The following is a 2,824-nucleotide window of genomic DNA, read 5'->3' as shown; positions in this document are numbered from 1 at the left end:
ACCATTCGTGGAGATTATGTCCTGTCAGCTTTTACAGGAAAATCCGGACTTGACCTGTCCAACGACGAGGCTGACGTTCGGCGAGCTTCGAGCCGTAACGTCCGGCCTCTTGTTCGGCTTCCGTCAGATGGATTTCAGCAATTGGGACCAGGCCCGACGGTGGACGATAGAGGAATTCGCCTTGTCCAATTCCTGTCCGACGAAAGCGAGAAAGGCGACGCGGCCTTTCTCGCCGAGCAGGATCAGTATCCCGGTCGAGAAATCGAGGAAGTTCGACACGTAGATATTCTGGCCGCTTGCGAATTCGCTCTTGATCCGCTCGTGTGTTTGCTGTATCTCCCCGGCCTCAACGCCACGCTCAGCCAAGAAGAGAATCTCCGAAATCTTCTTCACCCGCGCTAGGTCCAGCTTGGCGTCGAGTTGGGTAAGCGTCAGAGATCGGTCTTTCACCTCGACCAGTAGAGCCAGTTTGTCCTTGAACCGGCATTCGATATCCGCTCCCGTGCCGGAGGCGGCGTCCGCCGCGTTCACTTTCTGTCGGCGGATGTCGTCGAAGAGACCAAACGCGGCGGCAACAGCCCTGAACAAAGCAGTACACACCGCCTCAAGTCTGTCACCGCCGGATTTGTCGGCCGTGAAACGACTGACAAGTTCGGTCGTCTGCTTGAGACTGACTCTGTTCGGCGTCGCATAGACCACTTGAACGCCCGCAAGGAGTCGATAGACCTCCGCCATAATCTGATCGAAAACCTGTCGGGCGAAATCCGCCGATGACGCATTCTCCACGGCATCCAATACCGCGATGAGATTGTCCCAGTCCGCCTTGTTCTTCTGTTGACCTCGATACTTCTTGACGACGGCGGGGCAGCGTAGCGGGTTGTTCACGTAGGGTTCGCCAGACCCACCCAAGACACGCTGATTGGCTTGGTCGAATGGAACAATTACGTCGTGAGCTGCGGTTCTTGCATCGAACGCGCCGGGCTTCTTGTACGCCGCTTGAAGCGAGTGACAGTCAAGACGCGTGTCCACGCACTTGCACAGGACTTGCGTTGGCAAAACGTAGTGATACGACTTCGTGGCGCTGGTCAAACAAGCGATTACCCGATCCCGCACCGAAGCATGATCGTGCAGGAGGGGGTCTGTGAAGTTCTGGGATTCGACGGCGGTTGAGACGTGCTTCCATCTCGCGTTGAGAAGATCGCGGCAGCGGTCAACGAAGGACTTTTTTGGTTTGTCATGGTTCAGTAGTTCGTCCAGAGGACTTCCTGTCTTTCCTTCTTGATCGACATGGCCTTCTTGGGATGTTCCCGATGAATATGCCAGTCCTTGTACATCTCGCGCATCAGATTGCAGTCGTAGCCGGAGATTGCAACCTTGCCTTTGACACTGTGCAGGACGCGACTGAGAGCGGTGTGGTCTTTGTCCGTCATCTCGTAGGCATAGGCCTTGCTGTCACCCCGTGATTCATGCGGATACGGAGGGTCACAGTAGAAGAGGGTTTCACTGCTGTCGTACCGTTGAATGACGGCAGCGGCGGAATCGTGCTCGATTTGCGCGCGCAGAAGTCGTCCGGCAATGAACTCCAACCCGGCGACGCTTCCCAGCCACCGCGATACGGCCCCCGCCATTCCCGCTCTGCTCGTGTTCAGGCAGTTCGCCCACCTTCCGGCCGAAGCGGTCTGTGCCAGCCCCGTACGCACCTGCCGGGCTCTCACGAAAAACCTGCGGGCGCGTTCCACGTCTGACAGATACTTGCCGTTGCCGTTTGTTTGGATGGCCATGAGGAACTCTTCGCGGGAGAATGGACTCATCCCAATCTGGTAGAGAAGTTCATCCTTCTTCTCTCTTAGAACGCGGAAGAAATTGACGACCTCTCCGTCGGCATCATTGTAGGTCTCGACTGGCGAAGGTGGCCGGTTGATTAGCACTGCCGCAGACCCTCCGAATGGTTCGCAATAATGGTGACACTGGGGAAGCAAGGGAAGAAGCCAGTCAAGGTGGCTGAACTTGCCGCCGTACCAGCCAAAGGCAATCATCTTGCGCAAACGCCGGCGATTCTCATCGAAAGAACGCACGGTCGGGCCGACGTAGTACTCGGTCTGCACCGCATTTTCGCGCACCTGATTTCTTCTGGTCTTGGTCTTTGTCATGCGCGTCACTGTAGCACCCTTGCTTCCCTGTGTCATCCTTATCTCCGTGTTCCCGGCGCAGCACGCAAGCGCCGAATCGGGCCGCCGATCAGGCGGCCAAGCGCCAGTGTGCGCACAGCGCTGCGGAACGCCCGGCCTCTGGTTCGCGAGCTTGTGAGCCTACCATGCGCGCCGTGGTTCTGCCGGCTCATTTGGGATCGGGAACCAGGAGGCATCGGCATATCTTGGTGGCGAGGGCGATCCGGTATTTCCGTGTGCCGGGGCACAGCCTCAATCCTGCCCGTGTTGGGGCTCGCCCAGAGCGAATGGCTCCCACCTTCACGTTTGAGGTAACACCCATAGCGGCGAAGATGCCACAAGAGTTCGTTCCTCTTCATCCGACCGCCACCAGTTCCCGCATGGCGTTGGCAGGCAGACCACGCAGAGCGTCGTCCCGCCTGTCCTCCAAAATCAAGTCAATTGCTTGCGACAGGCCTCCTCAGACACTCCGCCTTAGTCTTCCCCTGTCCGTTCGCGCCGGGAATCTCAGGACAATAGGCCACAAACCACCTTCCATCCCGTTCCACGACAGCCGTGAATTCGTTGCGCATATTCTCGCCTCGTTTTTGCAGGTCAAGTCCGGATTTTCCTGTAAAAGCTGATAGGGCATAATCTCCACGAATGGTCTCCTACGC

The 2,824-nt window shown here is 57.4% G+C and carries 3 protein-coding genes and 1 pseudogene; all 4 read right to left on the bottom strand.

Annotated features, from left to right (window positions below; translation table 11 throughout):
- Positions 1–123: 123 nt before the first annotated feature.
- The 4 genes and pseudogenes from QME66_13245 to QME66_13230 all read right to left on the bottom strand — a co-directional run bounded on the left by QME66_13245 (position 124) and on the right by QME66_13230 (position 2,740).
- Positions 124–1,089, bottom strand: a complete 966-nt coding sequence (locus QME66_13245) for a restriction endonuclease, SacI family (GenBank protein ID MDI6809912.1) — start codon at positions 1,087–1,089, stop codon at positions 124–126.
- A gap of 152 nt (positions 1,090–1,241) precedes the next feature.
- Entirely contained in the window at positions 1,242–2,045 is an 804-nt protein-coding gene (locus QME66_13240; protein ID MDI6809911.1) for a DNA adenine methylase, read from the bottom strand.
- A gap of 292 nt (positions 2,046–2,337) precedes the next feature.
- Positions 2,338–2,527 (bottom strand): annotated as a pseudogene (locus QME66_13235) (type II toxin-antitoxin system HicA family toxin).
- Positions 2,528–2,605: 78 nt separating this feature from the next.
- On the bottom strand, positions 2,606–2,740 hold the full coding sequence (locus tag QME66_13230) for a type II toxin-antitoxin system HicB family antitoxin (GenBank protein MDI6809910.1): 135 nt from the start codon (positions 2,738–2,740) through the stop codon (positions 2,606–2,608).
- Positions 2,741–2,824: the final 84 nt, after the last annotated feature.

This window comes from Candidatus Eisenbacteria bacterium, assembly GCA_030017955.1.
Classification (GTDB): domain Bacteria; phylum Eisenbacteria; class RBG-16-71-46; order JASEGR01; family JASEGR01; genus JASEGR01.
The sequence above is the reverse complement of the archived record's forward strand: the minus strand, read 5'-3'. Positions and strand labels throughout refer to the sequence as shown.